This window comes from Pseudomonas sp. NPDC090592 (assembly GCF_044769185.1).
In the GTDB taxonomy this organism is placed as follows: Bacteria; Pseudomonadota; Gammaproteobacteria; order Pseudomonadales; family Pseudomonadaceae; genus Aquipseudomonas.
The window spans coordinates 46,667-65,897 of record NZ_JBIVXJ010000006.1; the positions used below are offsets into that span (position 1 = coordinate 46,667).

The 19,231-nt window shown below is 55.4% G+C and carries 17 protein-coding genes; 13 read left to right on the top strand and 4 right to left on the bottom strand.

Features of this window, described 5'->3' with window-relative positions:
• The first annotated feature begins 19 nt into the window (after positions 1-19).
• The 6 genes from ACIQUI_RS06830 to ACIQUI_RS06855 all read left to right on the top strand — a co-directional run bounded on the left by ACIQUI_RS06830 (position 20) and on the right by ACIQUI_RS06855 (position 6,416).
• On the top strand, positions 20-487 hold the full coding sequence (locus ACIQUI_RS06830) for a DUF6379 domain-containing protein (RefSeq protein WP_403196297.1): 468 nt from the start codon (positions 20-22) through the stop codon (positions 485-487).
• Positions 487-1,611, top strand: a complete 1,125-nt coding sequence (locus ACIQUI_RS06835; protein ID WP_403196299.1) for a sugar phosphate isomerase/epimerase family protein — start codon at positions 487-489, stop codon at positions 1,609-1,611. Before ACIQUI_RS06830 ends, ACIQUI_RS06835 begins: the two co-directional genes overlap by 1 nt.
• Entirely contained in the window at positions 1,608-2,822 is a 1,215-nt protein-coding gene (locus ACIQUI_RS06840; protein ID WP_403196301.1) for a lactonase family protein, read from the top strand. The genes ACIQUI_RS06835 and ACIQUI_RS06840 overlap by 4 nt, the downstream gene beginning before the upstream one ends.
• A gap of 4 nt (positions 2,823-2,826) precedes the next feature.
• A complete protein-coding gene (locus tag ACIQUI_RS06845; RefSeq protein ID WP_403196304.1) occupies positions 2,827-3,963 on the top strand; it encodes a Gfo/Idh/MocA family protein in 1,137 nt (378 codons plus the stop codon).
• Entirely contained in the window at positions 3,960-4,982 is a 1,023-nt protein-coding gene (locus ACIQUI_RS06850; RefSeq protein ID WP_403196306.1) for a sugar phosphate isomerase/epimerase family protein, read from the top strand. Before ACIQUI_RS06845 ends, ACIQUI_RS06850 begins: the two co-directional genes overlap by 4 nt.
• A gap of 153 nt (positions 4,983-5,135) precedes the next feature.
• Complete coding sequence (locus ACIQUI_RS06855) at positions 5,136-6,416, top strand: carbohydrate porin (protein WP_403196308.1); 1,281 nt, start codon at positions 5,136-5,138, stop codon at positions 6,414-6,416.
• A gap of 360 nt (positions 6,417-6,776) precedes the next feature.
• On the opposite strand, the gene ACIQUI_RS06860 is transcribed toward ACIQUI_RS06855, so the two are convergent.
• From ACIQUI_RS06860 to ACIQUI_RS06870, 3 genes are all read right to left on the bottom strand, one after another.
• The gene (locus ACIQUI_RS06860; protein WP_403196311.1) at positions 6,777-7,307 is read right to left on the bottom strand and encodes an L-dopachrome tautomerase-related protein; all 531 of its coding nucleotides are present in this window, start codon (positions 7,305-7,307) and stop codon (positions 6,777-6,779) included.
• Between the two features lie 20 nt (positions 7,308-7,327).
• On the bottom strand, positions 7,328-8,689 hold the full coding sequence (locus tag ACIQUI_RS06865; protein WP_403196314.1) for an OprD family outer membrane porin: 1,362 nt from the start codon (positions 8,687-8,689) through the stop codon (positions 7,328-7,330).
• A 131-nt stretch (positions 8,690-8,820) separates the two neighbouring features.
• Positions 8,821-10,035, bottom strand: coding sequence for a lactonase family protein (locus tag ACIQUI_RS06870; protein ID WP_403196316.1), 1,215 nt, complete (start codon positions 10,033-10,035; stop codon positions 8,821-8,823).
• Positions 10,036-10,417: 382 nt separating this feature from the next.
• Between ACIQUI_RS06870 and ACIQUI_RS06875 the strand changes: the two genes are divergently transcribed.
• From ACIQUI_RS06875 to ACIQUI_RS06895, 5 genes are all read left to right on the top strand, one after another.
• Positions 10,418-11,617 carry a LysR family transcriptional regulator gene (locus ACIQUI_RS06875; protein WP_403196319.1) on the top strand — a complete coding sequence of 400 codons (1,200 nt, stop codon included), beginning with the start codon at positions 10,418-10,420 and terminating at the stop codon, positions 11,615-11,617.
• Positions 11,618-11,713: 96 nt separating this feature from the next.
• Entirely contained in the window at positions 11,714-12,976 is a 1,263-nt protein-coding gene (locus ACIQUI_RS06880) for a gallate dioxygenase (RefSeq protein WP_403196322.1), read from the top strand.
• A gap of 22 nt (positions 12,977-12,998) precedes the next feature.
• Complete coding sequence (galB, locus tag ACIQUI_RS06885; protein ID WP_403196324.1) at positions 12,999-13,736, top strand: 4-oxalmesaconate hydratase; 738 nt, start codon at positions 12,999-13,001, stop codon at positions 13,734-13,736.
• A gap of 17 nt (positions 13,737-13,753) precedes the next feature.
• Positions 13,754-14,470, top strand: a complete 717-nt coding sequence (locus tag ACIQUI_RS06890) for a 4-carboxy-4-hydroxy-2-oxoadipate aldolase/oxaloacetate decarboxylase (protein ID WP_403196327.1) — start codon at positions 13,754-13,756, stop codon at positions 14,468-14,470.
• Position 14,471: 1 nt separating this feature from the next.
• Positions 14,472-15,536, top strand: coding sequence for a 4-oxalomesaconate tautomerase (locus ACIQUI_RS06895; protein ID WP_403196330.1), 1,065 nt, complete (start codon positions 14,472-14,474; stop codon positions 15,534-15,536).
• 128 nt (positions 15,537-15,664) lie between these two features.
• Here ACIQUI_RS06895 and fdhA read toward each other — a convergent pair whose 3' ends face one another.
• Positions 15,665-16,861 carry a formaldehyde dehydrogenase, glutathione-independent gene (gene fdhA / locus ACIQUI_RS06900; protein ID WP_403196332.1) on the bottom strand — a complete coding sequence of 399 codons (1,197 nt, stop codon included), beginning with the start codon at positions 16,859-16,861 and terminating at the stop codon, positions 15,665-15,667.
• A 307-nt stretch (positions 16,862-17,168) separates the two neighbouring features.
• Here fdhA and ACIQUI_RS06905 point away from each other — a divergent pair, with 307 nt between their 5' ends.
• A complete protein-coding gene (locus tag ACIQUI_RS06905) occupies positions 17,169-18,266 on the top strand; it encodes a Rieske 2Fe-2S domain-containing protein (protein WP_403196335.1) in 1,098 nt (365 codons plus the stop codon).
• A gap of 16 nt (positions 18,267-18,282) precedes the next feature.
• Complete coding sequence (locus ACIQUI_RS06910; protein ID WP_403196338.1) at positions 18,283-19,227, top strand: PDR/VanB family oxidoreductase; 945 nt, start codon at positions 18,283-18,285, stop codon at positions 19,225-19,227.
• Positions 19,228-19,231 lie beyond the last annotated feature (4 nt).

The window sequence follows — 19,231 nt, forward strand, 5'->3', positions numbered from 1 at the left end:
TTTGCTGAGAGGAATACCTATGTTTGACAATTATCTGGTAAGGGCAGACAGCCTGAAAAACCAGACGCGCAACGGTGAGGTGGTGGGTTTTTCCATTGCCGTTCGAAATGCCAATTATCGTGGCGTATATCTGTCTTTGCACAACGGTTATTACATCGAAGTGGACGGGGTTGAATATCCTGTCTGTCAGCAAACATTCGAAATAAATGGCGCTCCCCCCAGAGACTTCGGGGAAACACGTTTGGCGGTGCACGAACATTGGGATTATGACGACGAAGCCATACTGCATATTTCCTCCCCCGGTGGTTTGACACCGGGTGTTCATACCCTGCGCTTCCAGCAGTCCGTATTGGCTTCATATGGCTATATGCCCACTGATGAGGAGTGGGTTAAAAACCCGCCTAAGCCTGGCACTGGTGCCGGCTCCGACAAAACCCCACACATTGTTACCTATCTGCTGGAACTGAATGAGCGAGGAGAGCACTGATGGCGATCAAACTGGGTGTCTCTCTCTACAGCTACCAGCAGTCGCAGTTCTTCAAAGAGCTGGATCTCGAAGCTCAGATACGGGAGGTCGGTGAGAACCTTCCTGGCGCAAATGGCATTGAGATAGTCGACGAAATGTCGTTGCGCTATCCAGATCCTGGCGCTGAATTCGTTGAACGGTGGTTCGGCTGGATGGATCGTTACCAGACTGTTCCTGTGACAATGGATGTGTCGTTCGACGTGCTGCAGTTTCGAGACCATGTGATGGACCACGAGGAGTGCGCCGAACGTCTCCGTCATGACCTCCGATTGGCCAAGCGGCTGGGTTTCCGCAATGTCCGAGTGCTCTCGACTTGCCCCCTGGACGTGATGATTCGCGCGCTGCCATTGGCGGAACAACTGGACATCCGGTTAGGTAAGGAAATTCATCAGCCGATGCCCTTGGAAGGTTCGCAGGTTACCGAGATCCTCGAATTCGTGGCTCGTACTGGAACACGACATCTGGGTATCGTCCCGGACTTTGGAATTTTCCAGACCCGTCCACCCCAAGTCATTTTGGATCAGTTCGAGCGTCGGGGCGCCAGCCCAAAGGCTTGTGCCGCCTCGGTTGAGCTGGCTGAGCAACTCACGGCTGGCCAGGCACCGTTTGCAGCCATCGATATGTCCTACCACACCGCTGGCAACCTGCGATCGGGCTTTAAACGCTATCTCAACAGTGGCGAGTGCGAAGCCGAATTCCGGGCAGCTTTCAGTGGCATCAGCGCGATCACCCAAGAGTGTGTGGCTCAGCCTTGCGAGCTGGATTACACCGTCGTGGTCGAAGCGCTCATGCTTTCTCGCACCAACCCTGATTTGCTCCGGCAGATGGCGCCCCAGGTTGTAAGTATACATGGCAAGTTTAATTACATGTCTGAGGTACCTGGCTCCCCTGGTACTTATGAAGACGCCGCCATGGATTACTGCTCGCCGCTCCAGGCGCTACAAGCGGGCGGGTTTGACGGCTACATCAACTCCGAATATGAAGGTCAACGCTATTTTCAGGATCGCACGCGGGCCGAAATGATGGACGAGGTTGAGCAGGTTCGTCGCCATCATGAAATGCTCCGCAGGTTGCTGGGTGTATGACGATGTATTCGAAGAGCGCTGTCCAACTGATGGCCTATATCGGATCCTACGGCGCTCATCCCGGTGCCGAGGGCGGTGGAGTTTATCAGCTTCGTATCTGTGCACACGGAACCGAGCTTAAAGTTGTCAATCGTCAACCCTCCCCGGTTGAAGCGGGCTATCTGGTTTATGCCGCTGAAACCTCGACACTGTATGTCGTTGATGAGCGCAAAACCGATGGTCGTGGGCCTGTAAACCCTCCAGCTGCGGTCCATGCACTACGGGTTGACCGTAGAGACGGTACGCTCACGCCTTTGAACTGGCTAAAAGCGCCGGGGCCGCGACCCACCTTTCTCGCTTATAGTCCGAAGCGACATTTGTTGTTTAGCGCAAACCATGGTGATTTTCAGCATGTTGAGAAGGTGGTACGCAACCCGGATGGCGGCTGGAGCAGCCACTACGAGTACGATGATTCTACTGTCGTGGTGTACGGTGTTGAGAATGATGGTCAGCTGGCAACTATCGAAGATGTATTGGTCATGGACGGTCACGGGACCGACCCGAACAACTCCCCACAAAACGGCGGCCATGCGCAGGCCAGCCCCCACGCCCATAGCGCGGTAGTCGACCCAAGCGAGCAATACTTGCTGGTGTGCGACAAAGGAACCGATCGTATCTATGTGTACTCGGTTGAACCGCAGCCCAGGCTGGTATCTACCTGTCAGTTCGAAGCCGAGACCGCGCCTAGGCACATCGCATTTACCTCACCAACAAGGGCGTATTTGACCCTCGAGTTGTCATCGGAGATTGTCGCCTTGGCTTTTGATGTTGACAGTGCACAGCTTCGCGTACTGGGCCGCTGTTCAACGGTGAGTGATCAGTTTACTGGCCTGAACGAACCTGCAGAAGTCCGTGTTCATCCGAACGGCCGGTTTGTTTATGTCAATAATCGCGGTGAAGATACCCTGGCTTGGTTCGAAGTTATTGCTGATGGCCAACTACGTCGAGCTGGATCCATTCGCTTGGCGCGTTCCATTCATCCAGGTTTGGCTGCCCGGAGTTTTTCCTTTGCGCCCTGTGGGGAATTCATGCTGGTGGCTGATCGTCCAGGCCATCAAGTTCGATCCTATGCGGTAAGTCCGGAAAGTGGCGGTTTGGCACTGCTAGCAGAAATGCATATACCTGATCCGGTCTACATCGAGTTCGTACACGTGACAGTTGCAGAGGAGTGAACGTATGGCTGGATTGAAGGCCGTAATATTAGGGGCCGGCATGATTGCCGACATTCACCGGCGTTCAGCATTGCTGGGCGGCGCGCAATTGGTAGGCGTAATGGCGTCAACTCCCGCGCGTTCTAGAGCAGTCGCCCACGACTGGAACACTCTGGCACTGGAGTCGCTGGACGAGTTGTTGGCGCTGCAACCGGATGTAGTGCATGTCTGTAGCCCGAATGGGCTGCATCAGCAGCAGGTGACCGCAGCTCTAGCAGCCGGCGCCCATGTGATTTGCGAAAAACCGATGGCAATCGATGCCCGTGGCGCTGAACAGATGCTGGTTCAGGCGCGCGAAGCGGGGCGTATTGCCACTGTTCCATTTGTCTACCGCTTTCACCCTTTGGTGCGGGAGTTGCGGGCCCGCGCACAAGCCGGCGACTTTGGCCCTTGGCAGTTGCTCCATGGCAGCTATCTACAAGACTGGATGCTGTCGCCGCTGGCGTCCAATTGGCGGGTGGATGCGAAGGCTGGCGGGCCATCGAGGGCATTTGCAGATATCGGATCGCACTGGTGCGACCTCATGGAGTTCATCACGGGTGAGCGGATCACCAGTGTATGTGCGGCCACCACAATCACCGTTGCGCAACGTCCGGTCAGTGGTGCAGGGAGCTTCGCAGGAGTCGGTAGTGGGCATCTTCAGAAGGTTGAGACCGAAGATGCCGCGTGTGTGATGTTCCGAACGCAATCAGGAGTGCTTGGTTCTGTGAATGTCTCGCAGGTGTCGGCAGGGCGCAAGAATCGCCTGTGGTTTGAGTTCGATGGGCAGCTACGCAGTGCCGTTTTTGATCAGGAACAACCTGAAACCGCCTGGCTTGGAGGGGTAACAAGTAGCGAAACCCTTCATCGAGACCCATCAGTAGGCGCGGCTGACGCGCGCAGATTGTCAACATTGCCGGCAGGGCATGCGCAGGGGTATGCGCACTGTTTCGAACATTTCGTTGCCGACACTTATCGGGCGATTGCTGGCGAAGAAGTCGACGGCTTACCTACGTTCGTTGATGGGTTGCGCTCCGCCCATATTGTGTCCGCTGTTGTCGAGTCTGCTCGTAGTGGGGCTTGGGTCGAGGTCGCGGACACTTTTCAGGAAACTTATGTATGAGCACTGTATTACCTGAGGTAACACTGTTTACGGGTCAATGGGTTGATCTTCCCCTCGAAGAAGTCGCGCGTCTTGCTGCACAGTGGGGCTACGACGGATTGGAAATCGCTTGTTCAGGTGAGCACCTGGATGTGTGGCGTGCGGCTGAAGACGCGGACTATCTGGCCGGCCGTAAGGCCATCCTGGACCGCCACGGTTTATCGTTGCACGCGATTTCCAACCACTTGGCTGGCCAAGCGGTTTGCGATGCACCGATCGATTTCCGGCATAAAGCTATTGTGCGTCCTCGCACATGGGGGGATGGGGATGCGGAAGGCGTCCGCAGCCGTGCGGCAGAAGAAATGAAACTCACCGCACAAGTGGCCCGCAAGCTGGGTGTGGATACTGTGGTTGGCTTCACCGGTTCAGCAATCTGGCCATATGTAGCCATGTTCCCGCCGGTCCCAGAGTCTGTGATCGATCAGGGTTATGATGATTTTGCGGAGCGTTGGAATCCAATTCTGGATGTCTTTGATGACCATGGCGTCCGATTCGCTCACGAAGTCCATCCTGGTGAAATCGCATACGACTACTGGTCTAGCAAGCGCGCACTGGAGGCGCTGGATCATCGTCAAGCCTTCGGTTTCAATTGGGACCCATCACACATGATGTGGCAGAACATAGATCCGGTAGGCTTCATTGTCGATTTTGCAGAGCGTATTTATCACGTTGACTGCAAAGATACCCGTTTGCGTCCTCAAAATGGTCGTGCGGGTGTTCTGGGTTCGCACCTTGCCTGGGGCGATCCACGCCGTGGCTGGGATTTTGTATCCACCGGGCATGGTGACGTGCCATGGGAGGATGCTTTCCGTGCGCTACGGGCCATCCACTATGACGGCCCGATTTCGATTGAGTGGGAAGATGCCGGAATGGACCGCATGCACGGCGCCGAAGAAGCGCTTAAGTTTGTTCGATCGAAGTTGTGGAAACTACCTCACGCTCGATTTGATGCCGCGTTTGACCAGAATTCATCCAAGTAGTTAGATTCAATGACGGAGGTGTGAGGGCGCGCTATCTGTGGTGCTCCTTGGGTATTACTTGCACTGCTTGATAATATGTAAACAACGAGTTTCTCCAATAACAAGAACTGGAGGCGGGTGTCGCCTGCATTCCAGAAAAACTCAAGGTGTCATATGAAAATAGCTGTTGCTTGTGTGGCCGCTTTGTCGCTGTCTGCGAGTGTTGCATGGGCTGAAGATTTTTCCAATACATTGACCGGTGAATGGTCGGGTCTTAGAAGTCAGTGGGCAGATAACGGCTATTTGATTGAGGGAAACTATCAGAGTCAGGCGGCTCACAACTTCACAGGCGGCGATAGGAAGCTTACCCGTTATACGGACCAATTCTCCCTCATCGGAACATTTGACTTCGAAAAGATATTTGATTGGCAAGGTGCGACGTTTCAGGCAATTATGACTGAGCGCAGCGGCAGGAACTTGAATATTGATGCCAATATTGGCGCCTATGACCAACTGCAGGCCATTTGGGGGCGCGGGCAAACCTGGTGGTTGACGATGTTCGCCCTGAAGCAGAAGCTTCTTGATGATCGTCTTGAAGTGCGCCTGGGTAGACTTACAGTAGAAGCTGATTTTGATAGCCAGCCGTGCGACTTTCAAAACATCACATTCTGCGGTGGGCCACCAGGTAACCTGGTAGGCGACTACTGGATTAACTGGCCAGCTAGCCAATGGGCCGGTGTAGTGACTTGGCATACCACTGACAGCAGCTATATCAAAGCTGGCGCTTATCAGTTGAACGAAACCTATCTGGACAGCAGTTGGGCGCGATCGCATGCCTGGCAACCCAACTTTCCATCGGGCACAGTTGGCGCACTTATACCGGTTGAGTACGGCTGGGCGTCAAGCTTGTTTGGACAACCTAGCCGCTATATGGTGGGTGCTTGGTACAGTACGGCGGGTGGCAGTGATCGTTATTTGAATGAAGAGCATGAATCACTCGGTAAGGAGGGTGGGGAGCCGTTGGAGCATTCCGGTCGATATGGTGCCTATTTTACTGCTCAGCAACAGTTGACCGGTGATGCGAATAAAGGCTGGAGTGCCACATTCAATTTTGCCGCTTCTGATAAGGCAACCTCATACATCGACCATCAAGCAACTGCAATGGTCAAGTACAAAGGCGTCTTTGATCGCCCGGCAGATTTCGTGGGCCTTGGTATCGGTGCCACCCACGGCAATCCACGTTATGCAGCTTATCAGCGCGACTGGAACGAAGCTAATCCGAGCCAGCAGATGGGGGTGTACGACGGATACGAATATGAAAGCGAGGTATTTTATAATTGGTCGCCTGTGCCAGGCGTGAATTTCAGGCCCAATGTGCAATGGATCATCCATCCTGGGGGTTCTGACAATGGCACTGCATTGATACTGGGGCTCAATACCATTGTCGTATTCTGATATTGCGGTAGGCTAAGTCATTGAATCGCCGCAGTACTCGTAGGCGTTTCCGGACCCTGAACAAGGCTGGACGTGCTTAGAAGTACTCGGCGATTCAATTATTTATTATAGGCCGCGCTTGTGTGGAGTCGAGAGCTCCGATTTCCGTATAGCCCTCGCGTGACAGATGCACGCTTCGGCTGCACTGGCTCCTAAACTACATTTAGAAATCAGCTTGTCATCCAAACTATTTTGCCGCCGAGGCCGATACCCTGCGAATTTGAAACGGGGCTAAGTTTTTTCGTCGCAGTGTGCTGATAGCAAGATAGGCTGCCGGGCTGTGGGCCCTGAATGCCTCGTATTATTCTCTGTAAACATAAATTAAGAAAGTGTGTTGTGTGCCCTGCTACTGAACGGTGCAAAGGCGTTAAAAATATTATGCTTTTCAGCTAGCTGAAAATGTTGCAGAAGGCGCCCCGTATTCGTGTCAAATTGCAATACCCTCGCCTCAGAGTTACTGGCTTTGCTGGTGATGCTCATACCTTTGTCAAGGACCCACAGACTGTCATCGGAGGCTATTTTTATTCGCTGCACATTGATCAGCGCATCAGTAGCATCGTGACCCGGTTGCCACCGGTTCCAGCTTCCTCCTGGGAAAGGTATCAGGCTGCCTTCGGAGGTGATCTCTATAATTGAAGGGGTTCCCTCATATCCTGGGAGTCGCGGAAGCGCAGCGAATAGCCGTCCCGAGGACGTTTCTGTAAAACCCGTGCATAACCAGGGCAGTCTCAGTATCCGATTCCACTTGAGCGTTAGCGAATCGGCTTGATTCATCCCCCAGGCCAGCTGTCCTGTGCCGATACTCACCAATCCCAAGCTTGACGCAAGGCAAAAGCTTCTCCTGCTGATCATACGATTTCCTTTTCCGTTATTTACAGTAGTTTGAATGGCATGCGTAGCATGAACCGAAGCTCATTAAAATTTCCTGCTGGATGATTGCCTGTGGAGCGGTGGACGAGGAAGTTGGCCAGCCCCATCGAATTTGCAAAGCGACCGCTTTGAACAACATAGGTCAGAAGGACCCCAGATTCGGCCTGACGGGCGTCCTTGACATTGAGGTAACTGGTGTAGCCTTCGCCTTGGTAATGAGTTCCGTCGACTCCCCAGCCACGCGTTACATACAATGTTGTTTTCAAGCCCGGTAGGCCGTGCATCGCGGAGTCTAAAGTGTAGGCAAGCTTCAATGAGGTTTCGTTCGGGCCGTTGAAGTCTGCTTTTGACGTGCTGGTTAACAGAGAACCGTTGGTTTCACGGATGTAGTCGAAGGGCTCATTCCCGTCAATATGCTGCCAGCTGCCCAGCAAGCTATGCCCTAGATAGTTTAACGTGATAGCCAGGCTGTAGGCATTGTTGTCGATGCTCGCAAGTTTCGCGTCTCCTTGTTCTCGAGTTCGATAGAAGTTCAGCGAAGTGTTAATGCCAAGCGCGTCGGAAAATTGGCTTCGATGAATGATGTTAAGATAGTCTTGCCTCCAGAAATCCTCCAGGGTTGTTGAGTAGAGTTTCAGCTCCTCACTGTCGTAACCCCATGAAACACCGGCGGTACTCACACGGTCGGAAGAAACTGACTTTATACCGCTGTCAGAAAAAAAGCGTGAGGTGCTCTGTTCCGTTCTCGGCAGGGCTCGGTCAAAGGTTGCGAGATCAATTGCCATTCCCTTGAGTTCGGTGCTGCGCAGGCTGAGCCCGCTGAAGCTTGAAGGTAGTGCACGTGTGGATGAATTTGTCGCCACTTGAGGCGTCGCCATGTTCTGGCGGCCTAATGTAAGAACAGTGTTGCTCGCCCGCAGTTTCAGGTTGGCAAGCCCTAATTTGCTCCATTGTCCAACAGCATCTCCTTCCGAGTCCCTTAGGGTCCGATCGCCACCTCCCGCCAATGTACCGTGCCCACGGGATAAAGCGATTTCGTTGTAACCAGCCACTTCGAATGCAAAGCCCACGTCTCCCTGAGTATAACCTGAGGTGTAATTGATGATGTTGCCCTGCAACCAACCCTGTGTTTTATCTTGGTGTTCGATGTAGCGGCCGCCTTCCTTGGGTACAGGGTAGAACGTATTACGTTTGGCATCGTCTTGTATAAAATATTGAGTGATTGACGCATTGAGTGATTGTCCCTCAATCAATCCCGGCGCTTGGGATTGAGCTGTTTCATTCGGGTTTGGCTTTGAGGGACCTGCCCATGAGCAACTGCTAATCAATAACGTTCCAATGGAAATCATTTGGCTGGTGCGCATCTCTCAACTTCCTTGTTGTTTTTGTAATTGAGTAATGATGGTGTGCAACTTTGCTTTTTACCAAGTACAGGACGCCACTTGGCGCAGGCAGTGCCTGACCTCAATCCGTTTAGTTCTGGTGCCTGGCGTGTCTAGAGAAGGGCGAAGGCTACAAAGGCGGGTTCAGGAATGCTGACCTGACCACACGCACGCAGGCTACCGTCGTCGGGGTCGACTTGATAAGCACGAAGCAGTCCTGCCGGCCGATCTGCCACCAGCATGAAGGTTCCCTGTGGTGCGAAGGTAAAGCTACGTGCCGCGACGCCAGGATGGAGAGATTTGGCCAGCTGTACTGCTCCGAGGCGTTTGAGCGTTCCATCGGCTTTTACTTCAAACCAAGCCAGTGAATCCTCGCCACGGTTATTCACGTAAACGAAGCGCCCGTTAGGGTGTACGCGGATCTCCGCAGGTTCGTTATGACCCTTGAAGGCGTGATCGATAGATGAAGTGCGCGCCAGGATTTGCAATTGGCCGGTGTCGGGATGGAATTCCAGCGTGACTACTTCTGACGATAGTTCCAGCGTCATGTAGGCACGCGTCCTGGTGCTGAAAGCAATGTGCCGTGGTGCTGTCTGTTCGGGAAATTGGCAAGTGGATACGAGTTTCGGGTGCGTTTCCAAGGTATACACGAACACGCGGTCCGTTCCCTTATCGGCAACGAGGAGCCACTTTCCTGTCGGATCAATCACCGCACAATGCGCATGGGGGCTGGCCTGTGCATGGCCATTCATTTGGGGGGAGTTATTGGGGTCAACGCCATGGCCGCTGAGGACGAGAACGTCCTGGATAGAGCTGAGTCTGCCGTCCTTTTCAAGGTCAAACACCACTACGGTGGAGTCGTCATAGGCAAACTCGGACACCCATTTCCCATGCGCGTCTTTGATTACGCGTTCAACATGCTGGAAGTCGCCATGATGAGCGCTCACCAGTAAGTTTTGCTCTGCACTGTGGGCTAGAAATGTCGGCCGGGGGCCTGGTGCGGGCAGCCAATTCAGCGGGATTAGCGAGCCATCTGCAGGATTCACGCGTAGCGCGTGAACGCCGCCTGGGGGATTAACCGGCCCACGGCCGTCGGTTTTACGTTCGTCCACCGCATACAGGGTATGAGTCTCGGGCGCATAGGCTAAATAGCCTGCTTCCACTGGCTGCCGAACCCGGCTGGTAACGGTAAGCGTCGCACCGTCGTCCTCCACCCGGACTACAAAAATGCCACCGCCTTTGGCGTTTGGCTCTGCACCGTAAGTACCCACAAAGGCAACAAGGCCGGCGCCAACGTGTTGTTTTTTATTATTGTTCATTTCAATCATCCTGATGGTTCATTCGACTAATTTTCCCAGAAATCTCGATGCGATTGGCTGGAAAATGAACGATGAATCCTTTTTGTCTGTATTTTCTAGCACCCAATCGCGAATGGTTCAAACTGTTTAAGCTTTTTTTGAGCTATCTCCATCGCAACGGCAGTGGCAACGGAGTGCCAGCAGCTTGAGCAACGAGTGGTCAGGCCTCAATGGTGCATCACCCTTGGGCAGTGGTGGTGGCCCTGTGAGTCGTGGTGCACTGTTACAAGCAGTTCTTCGCGACGTCGGTCTTGAGAGGGAAGGGAGCGGTTTGGCGTGGAAATACGATACGCTGACAGGATTCAAGGTTTTCGGCGCGTAGCTGTCGCGCCGCTATCGATAGAGTGCGTACATGGCTGTTCTAAATATGAAGGATCTGCCCAATCTCATGCATTTGCGTACCCTCGTCAGGGTGGCTGATCATCGAACCCTGACCAAGGCTGCTCGCAAGATGCTCCGCTCGCCTTCTGTGGTGCACGATGGGATTGGCGAACTGGAAGCACAGCTGGGGGTAAGCATGTTCGAACGTGTCCACGGTGGTTGGAAAATAACTGCCGAAGGACAGTGCGTTCTGGCACGCGCCAGGCGAATTCTGGCCGAACTTGCCGTTTTGCCAACGCTTCTAGGGCAGCCCCCCGTCACCGTGCATGAGCAGTTGTACTTGCTGAATGCCCGACGTCTGATCGCCTTTATAAAATTATGCCGCATGCGCAACATGGGTAAGGTCGCCAGCGAGATGGCGGTGACCCAGCCTGCAATCAGCAGTGCGATAAAGGCAATGGAGGCGGGAACGGATGTGAAATTGTTTGATCGCCATGGCCGCGGAGTGCAACCAACCGAGATCGCTCTCGCGATTTTGCCAGTCATTAAAAAATCCATTAATGAGCTCCATCACATCGCTCAGGACCTGTCTGCGTTGGCCGGCGAAGTAAAAGGGAAGGTCAGGATCGGGGCTCTGCCGCTTGGGCGAACCCGCATCATTCCTCAGGCAATCATTCAACTGCTCACCGCCCATCCAAATGTCCAGATAGAGACCTTCGAAGCAAACTATGAACAGCTTGAAGCAGATCTACGCAACGGCGATCTAGATCTAGTGTTTGGAGCCTTACGGCTAGATGATGGCAGGGGTTTGCTCAACGAAACCTTGTTCGAAGAGCGGCTGTTGATCATCGCGCGGGCGAATCACCCGCTGGTTGGAAAAAAAATTCCGCTTCAAGCCCTGTCTGCTGCGCAATGGATACTGCCGCGAGCACCAAGCCCTGCGCGAACGATGATTGACAGAAGTTTTGCGCAGCACTCAATTCCGGCACCCTTGGCTAGAGTCGAATCCGGTGATATGGCCGTAATCCGGGGGCTCTTGGCCACCACGGATTGGCTGGCGATCGTCTCGTATCACCAGTTTGAGATGGACCTGGCAAACGGTGAGTTGACCGCTCTAGATGTTCAGCTTCCCGAAACCAACCGTCAAATTGGGATCATCACCCGGGTGGAGGCGTTACATCCTCCCGCTGTTGCAGCAATGATCGAAGCGCTCAAACAGCAGAAGCCATAAACAAAACCGATGCCCTTCTAAAAATTTCCGCCCCCCGCGCTGCGGCGATACGTCATACAGTCTACGCACCCCAGCACCGCTGACTCAGGAATGCGTATGGCCAGAATAATAGGGGGGCTTGCAGTCTCCCACACCCCAACCATCGGCTTTGCAGTCGATCACGATAAGCAGGAAGAAGCCGCGTGGGCGCCGATATTTGAGAGCTTCGAGCCGATCAAGGTATGGCTTGAGACCAAGAAGCCTGATGTCCTGTTCTACATCTTCAATGACCACATCACATCCTTCTTCTTCGACCACTACGGTGCATTTACTTTAGGCGTTGATGATCGCTATGGCGTTGCGGACGAAGGTGGCAATCCCCGGGACCTGCCGGCGGTAGGCGGACACGCCGCTCTGTCCAGGCACATTGGCAGAAGCTTGATGGCGGATGAGTTCGATATGGGCTTTTTCCGTGACAAGCCGCTGGATCATGGGTTCTTTTCACCCATGTCAGCTTTGCTGCCTCATCACGATGGCTGGCCAGTGCAGATCGTACCGCTTCAGGTCGGTGTGCTGCAGTTCCCGGTGCCGAGTGCACTGCGCTGCTACAAGCTGGGTCAAGCTCTGCGGCGTGCAATTGAAAGTTACCCCGAGGACTTGAAGGTCGCCATCGTAGCTACGGGTGGTGTTTCGCACCAGGTGCACGGAGAGCGCTGTGGTTTCAACAATCCAGAATGGGATGCCCAGTTCCTGGATATGTTGGTCAATGACCCAGTGGCGCTGACCCGTATCACGCAGGCCGAATACGCAACGCTTGGCGGCATGGAAGGTGCGGAAGTGATCACCTGGCTGATCATGCGCGGTGCTTTGTCGGGCAACGTGAAGCAACTGCACCGCGATTACTACCTGCCTTCCATGACTGGCATCGCGACTTTGCTGTTGGAGAACCAAGCTGAGCCGCTCTCGCCTAAACAGGTTGAGGAGCACTTGGTGCATATCAATCATCAAGTGGCTGGCATTGATGCGTTGCCCGGCACGTATCCCTACACCCTTGAGCGCAGTGCACAAGGCTATGCACTCAACAAGTTTCTTCGCCGCTTGATCGAGCCTGATTTCAGGGCGCGTTTCCTCAGCGAGCCAGAGACCCTGTTCGCTGAAGCCGAGCTGACTGAACAGGCGTGCGATCTCATCCGTCGGCGGGACTGGCGCGGATTGATCCACCATGGCGTGATTTTCTTTGTGCTGGAGAAATTGGCCGCCGTGTTGGGGGTTCCTAACCTGGTCGTGTACGCCGCTATGCGCGGTGAGCCACTTGAAACCTTCATGAAAAGCCGTAACCAGCAGGTGCTGTATTCCGTTGCAGCCAAAGCCAGCAGCTAGTCCTCACAGAAGAGTAAACAATATGACAACTGTTCAAAAAAGCGCTTTGGTAGTCAGCGCGCACTCTGCCGATTTTGTCTGGCGCGCAGGCGGCGCTATTGCACTGCACGCAGCCCAGGGTTACGCAGTGCATGTGGTGTGTTTGAGCTTTGGCGAGCGCGGTGAATCCGCCAAGCTGTGGCGCAAAGGCAGCGACATGACCGAAGAGAAGGTCAAGGCTGCTCGCCGGGAAGAGGCTCAGCAGGCAGCAGACATTCTCGGCGCTACTGTTGAATTCTTCGATATGGGCGATTACCCGTTGCGAGCGGGGACTGAAGACTTGTACCAACTGGCAGATGTGTTCCGTCGGGTTCAGCCTGAGTTCGTGCTTAGCCACTCGCTGAAAGACCCTTACAACTACGATCATCCTCTCGCTATGAACCTGACCCAGGAGGCGCGGATCATCGCCCAGGCAGAGGGCTATCATCCGGGCGAGAAAATCGTTGGGGCGCCCCCGGTCTATGCGTTCGAGCCGCACCAGCCTGAGCAGTGTGAGTGGCGGCCAGATGTGTTGCTGGACATCACCAGCGTGTGGGACAAAAAGTACGCCGCGATCCAGTGCATGGCCGGGCAGGAGCACTTGTGGGAGTACTACACGCGCGTAGCGCTGCAGCGCGGCGTGCAAGCCAAACGCAACATCGGCATCACTGCCAAACGAGACATCATTTATGGCGAGGGTTACCAAAGCATCTTCCCTCGCGTGACTGAAAATCTTGCCTGATTGCGCGTGGAGGGCACATGAATAAATTGATTGGTAAAACTGGCGTAGTCGTGCGCCACATCGCACGTGCGGACCAGTCAGTGATTGATGCACTGGCACCTCTTGGCGTGGCGACTGTACATGAAGCTCAAGGCCGCAAAGGTCTGCTGGCGCAGAATGTACGGCCTATTCAGGAAGGGCGCGGTATTGCCGGAAGTGCAGTCACAGTGCTGGTAGCGCCAGGTGATAACTGGATGTTCCATGTGGCTGTTGAGCAGTGCCAGCCAGGTGACATCTTGGTCGTTGCTCCGAGCTCTCCTTGCCACGATGGCTATTTCGGCGACTTGCTCGCGACATCGCTCCAGGCGCGCGGTGTGCGTGGCCTTGTAATCGCTGCCAGCGTGCGCGATAGCAAGACGTTGCGTGAGATGGAGTTCCCGGTCTGGTCCGAAGGGCTGAGCGCTCAAGGCACGGTCAAGGAAACACTGGGGTCAGTTAACATCCCTGTAGTCTGTGCCGGGCAATTGGTCTACCCGGGCGATGTTGTGATCGCGGATGACGACGGCGTGGTTGTTGTGCGTCGTGAGGAAGCGCGTCAAGTTCTGCACGAGGCGACTGAGCGTGAGGGCAACGAGCTTGCCAAGCGTGAGCGGCTTGCCAATGGTGAGCTCGGGCTGGACATCTACAACATGCGTCCACGCCTCGCCGAGCGCGGTCTTCGTTATGTCGATCATGTAAGCGAGCTGGAGGTCTGATATGGCTCAAGTGCGGATCCCTTGCCTTCTGATGCGCGGTGGCACCAGCAAAGGTGCTTACTTCGAAGCGGGTGACCTGCCTGCCGAGCCAGACAAGCGCGATCGTCTTTTGCTTGCTGCAATGGGATCACCGGATTCGCGCCAGATCAATGGCATCGGCGGAGGAGACTCGCTCACTAGCAAGGTTGCCATCATTCGTCGCTCGCAACGCAGTGATGCAGATATCGACTATTTGTTTGCGCAAGTTCTGGTCGATGAGGCCCGGGTCGATTACGGCCAGAACTGCGGGAACATCCTTGCGGGCGTCGGGCCTTTTGCTCTGGAGCGTGGCATGGTGCCGATCACTGGAAACTCCACGACGGTGCGGATTTTCATGGAGAACACCGGCCAGATCGCAGTTGCCAAGGTACCGACCCAGCAGGGGCGGGTGGAGTATGAAGGTGAGACGCGCATCGATGGCGTGCCGGGTGGGGCTGCACCGATCGTCATTGAGTTCGAAGATGTCGCCGGCTCTAGTTGCGGCGCGCTGCTGCCCACTGGCAATGCCCAGGACATGGTCCAGGGGGTGCCGGTGACCTGCATCGACAATGGCATGCCGGTTGTATTGATCCGTGCTGCAGATCTCGAGCGAACTGGCTTGGAGTCGTGCGCTGAGCTGGACGGTGACCTGGAGCTGAAGGCGCGTTTGGAAGCCATTCGATTGCAGGTTGGACCGATGATGAACCTTGGTAACGTTGCCCAGCGTAATGTTCCCAAGATGACACTTGTCAGTGCACCGCTTTCGAATGGTGCCATCAATACTCGATCCTTCATTCCGCACCGTTGCCACGCCTCGATTGGGGTCTTCGGCGCTGTCAGCGTGGCGAGTGCCTGCTTGCTTCCCGGTACTGTGGTGCATCCTTTGGCGAAGGTAACGGATGACGCCGTCCAGCGGCTTTCCGTCGAGCACCCCAGCGGAGAGTTTACTGTGCAGATCCGGCGGGAAGGCGCGAGCTTGGCCTGTGGTCTGGTGCGAACCGCCCGCGTGCTTTTCGATGGTGTGGTGGTGATCGACGCGGTTGCCTAGCTCTGCTGTAGATTCAACTGAAAGGCCCGGCAGGAAATTGCCGGGCCTTTTCATTTGTACTGGAGCCGCAGCGGATTCAGTGGTATGCGACAGGGCTCGCGTTGGATCTGCGGGCCCTGTCGAAGGCGTCAGGAGAAGCTGCGGTGTGGATCAATGACGAATTTCTTGGGTACGCCGGCGTCGAACTCCCCATAACCCGCAGGCGCTTGATCCAGGCCGATCACCTGCACCCCTACGATTTCGGCAATGTTGATGCGGTCCCACATGATTGCCTGCATCAGTGCCCGGTTGTACTTCATCACCGGTGTCTGGCCGGTGTGGAAACTGTGTGACTTGGCCCAGCCGAGGCCAAAGCGGATGCTCAGAGAGCCGATCTTGGCCGCAGCATCCGTCGCTCCTGGATCCTCGGTTACATACAGGCCTGGGATACCGATCTTGCCAGCGACACGGGTCACCTGCATCAGAGAGTTGAGTACGGTGGCCGGTGCCTCGTGTTTGGCGCCTTCATGGCCATGGCCGCGGGCCTCGAAGCCGACGGCGTCGACGGCGCAGTCCACTTCAGGCTCACCAAGAATGTCGATGATCTGCTCGTGCAGTGGGGTGTCTTTGGACAGGTCAACCACTTCGAAGCCTTGTGCCTTGGCGTGAGCCAGGCGGGCCGGATTGAGGTCGCCGACGATGACGCAGGCGGCCCCCAGCAGGCGTGCCGAGGCTGCGGCGGCCAAACCGACCGGGCCGGCCCCCGCAACGTAAACGGTGCTGCCCGGCCCCACGCCGGCGGTCACTGCACCGTGGTAGCCGGTGGGCAGAATATCGGACAGGCAGGTCAGGTCACGGATCTTCTCCATGGCCTTGTCGCGGTTGGGCAGTTTCAGCAGGTTGAAGTCGGCGTACGGTACCAGCACATATTCAGCCTGGCCGCCGGTCCAGTCGCCCATGTCGACGTAGCCATAGGCACCGCCTGCGCGTGCCGGGTTGACAGTGAGACAGACCCCGGTATGCATTTCTTTGCAGGAACGGCAGCGTCCGCAGGCGACGTTGAACGGCACAGAGACCAGATCGCCAATCTGCAGGTGCTCGACGTCGCGACCCTTTTCAATGACTTCGCCGGTAATTTCGTGGCCAAGGACCAAGCCAATCTGGGCAGTGGTGCGGCCGCGAACCATGTGCTGGTCAGAGCCGCAAATGTTCGTCGAAACTACCTTGAGGATTACACCATGCTCGATCTTCTTGCCGCGCGGGTCTTGAAGTTTTGGGTAGTCGATATTGCGAACTTCAACTTGCCCGGGGCCTGCGTAGACGACACCTCGATTAATCGAACTCATTGAACCTCCAGTCTTGTAGTAAGTATTGCCAGAACAACGAACTGCCAATGTTCCGGCGATTTCAAACTACACCACCCCATAACTGTTCTACCAGCCTGCTCCGAGCGGTGGATCATAGGGCGATACCGCTATTTTAGCGGCCTCGCCCGCGTGCCATGAGCGTTTCGCCCTGTTCCGACCAGTCACTACCGATAAGGAGAACCGATGAAGCTATAAAGGCAACCGCCACGACAGCGGCCAAGGCTATCGATAACGTATCCCTCACGAGTCACCACCGGCTCATATAACAAAAACGGGAGATTAGCCCATGCTGCAAACTACCCCTCGGCCTGCCCGTCAGCGCAACCAGGCGATGGCGGACCATCGGACCCCTCTCATCAAGAATGCCTGGTACGTCGCTGCGCTGAGCAGCGAGGTTGGGCGGACCTTGCTTGAACGTCGCCTGTTGGACATCTCTGTGGTCATGTACCGCACTGAAGCGGGCGCCCCGGTCATTCTCAATAATCGCTGCGTTCACCGGTCTTTCCCTTTGAGCAAAGGCCGCCTTGAAGGCGACGACGTGATTTGTGGCTATCACGGCATGGTCTACGCCCCAAGTGGCCAGTGTGTCGGTATGCCTGCTTTAGCCAACCCGCCGAGTCATGCATGTGTTGCCAGTTACCCGGTGGCTGAGCGCGGGCCTTTCATCTGGGTGTGGATGGGAGACCGGGAAAAAGCGAACACGGACTTGATTCCGGACACTCATTGGTTGGCCGACCCGAAATGGAAAACGCTGGGTGGCGAGTTCCAGTTCCGTAGCAATTACGTGGCCATGCATGAAAACCTGCTGGACCAGACCCACTTCTCGATCCTGCACGCCAAGACGGGTATCGGTACTCCAGCATACGTTCGCTCTGATCTGGATGTGCGTCAGGACGGTGATCGCGTGATCATTCTGCGGGCATTGAAAAACTCACCGCCACCCCCTGTCTATGCCGTACCGATGAAGCTTGAAGGGCGTGCAGTCGACAGATTTTCGGATGCTCGCTTCGAGTCGCCAGCGATTCACATTGCACACGCCAAGATTGTGAACCTTGAGCCGCGGGATGGTGAAGCACAGGAATACCTGGTGAACATCACTCACGCCTTTACTCCTGAGAGCCAGAACACGCTGCACTACTGGTGGTTCAACAGCCGTGATTTCCATCATGAGGATGCGGAAATTGACCAGTATGTTTTGGACAGTCACCGTGCCGCTTATCTGGAAGACGTTGAAGCGCTGACCTGGATTCAGGAGTTGCTCGACAAGGAACCAGGGGCGGTTGAGGAACTGAGCTTCGCCCCGGACCGTCCAGGTATCATGTGCCGTCGTACCCTGCTGCGCCTGTCGCAGTTGGAGTCCGGCATTCCCGTGCAATCGGCCTGATCGCGGGGAGCCGAACATGATTGAAGTCATCGTGGCGAAGAAGCAGCTCGAAGCCGAAGGAATCTGCAGCTTCGAACTGGCCCGTGAAGATGGTCAGCCACTGCCTGCTTTCAGTGCGGGTGCGCATATTGACGTCCACTTGGCTGGTGGATTGACCCGCCAATACTCGCTCTGCAACAGCGCGTCGGAAACCCATTGCTATCAAATTGCTGTCCTCAAGGAGCCGACTTCCCGCGGCGGTTCCCAGCAGATGCATGAGGCAGTTCAGGAGGGGCAGCGACTTTCGATAAGCGCGCCTCGTAACCTTTTTGAACTGGATGCCAGTGCAGAACATTCGCTGCTGTTCGCCGGCGGCATTGGTATCACGCCGATCCTCTGCATGGCCGAGAGACTCAGCCATGCAGGTGCCTCGTTCACACTCCATTACTCTGTACGTAGCAGAGATCGTGCTGCGTTCTTGGTCCGCCTGCAGAGCAGCCCCTTCGCGGATCGTGTACATGTGCACTTCGACGATGAAGTGCCACTAAATGCCCGCACCGTTCTCGCCAACCCCGCGGCAGGCACTCATCTGTATGTCTGTGGACCGGGCGGATATATGGAGTACGTTTTGTCCAGCGGTCGAGCTGAAGGCTGGCCGGACGAACTGCTGCACCGCGAGTACTTCAGTGCGAGCGCAGAAGTGAGTGCGCCAGGCGAGGCATTCGAGATCGAAATTGCCAGTTCAGGTGAGGTCATGCGCGTGGAGGCAGACCAAACCATTATCGATGTCTTGTATGACGCCGGGATTGATGTCCCCGTGTCTTGCGAGCAGGGCGTGTGTGGCACCTGCGTGACGCGCGTACTGGACGGCATTCCCGAACACCGTGACAGCTTCCTTACCGATGCCCAGCGGGCTGCGAATGATCAGTTCACACCATGTTGCTCCAGGGCCAAATCACCACGCCTGATTTTGGACCTGTAACGAC